This window comes from Pseudomonas sp. PDM16 (assembly GCF_014851865.1).
Classification (GTDB): domain Bacteria; phylum Pseudomonadota; class Gammaproteobacteria; order Pseudomonadales; family Pseudomonadaceae; genus Aquipseudomonas.
The window spans coordinates 1-499 of the sequence record NZ_JACVAM010000030.1 but is presented as its reverse complement, the minus strand read 5'-3'; the positions used below and the strand labels follow the sequence as shown (position 1 = coordinate 499).

The window sequence follows — 499 nt, the reverse complement described above, 5'->3', positions numbered from 1 at the left end:
TGGTGATGACGTTCTGCGCGGCGGTCAGCTCGGTGATCTTGCGGATAACAGCGGAGGAGAGGAGGGGGAGAGGGGAGAGAGAGAGAGGGGGAGGAGGGGGGAGGGAGGAGAGGGAGAAGGAGGAAAGAAAAGAGAAGGGGAGGGGGGGGAAGAGGGGAGAGAAGAGAGGGGAGAGGAAGGAAGGGAGGGGAGAGAAAAAAGGAAAGAAGGAGAAAGGAGGGAAAAAGGGAGGAAGAGAGGGGAAAAGAAGGAAAGGAAAGGGAAGAGGGAGGAAAAAGGGGGAGAAAGAAGGAAGAGAAGAAAAAGGAGGAAGAAAGGGGAGAGGGAGAAGGAGAGGAGAAAAGAAAAGAAGAAAGAAGGGGAAAAGAGAGGGAAGAGGGGAGAAGGAAAAGAAGAAGAAAGAGAAAAAAAGGAAAAGAGGAGAAGAAAGAGGGAAAAAGAAAGAAGAAGAAAGAGAAAAGAAGAGAAGAAAGGGAGGGGAGGGAGAAAGGGGGTATTC

At 50.9% G+C, this 499-nt stretch carries 1 protein-coding gene; it reads left to right on the top strand.

Annotation, left to right across the window (positions count from 1 at the left end):
* Positions 1 to 499: hypothetical protein (locus tag IB234_RS24530; RefSeq protein ID WP_192322326.1), on the top strand; the 499-nt coding region annotated here is incomplete at both ends.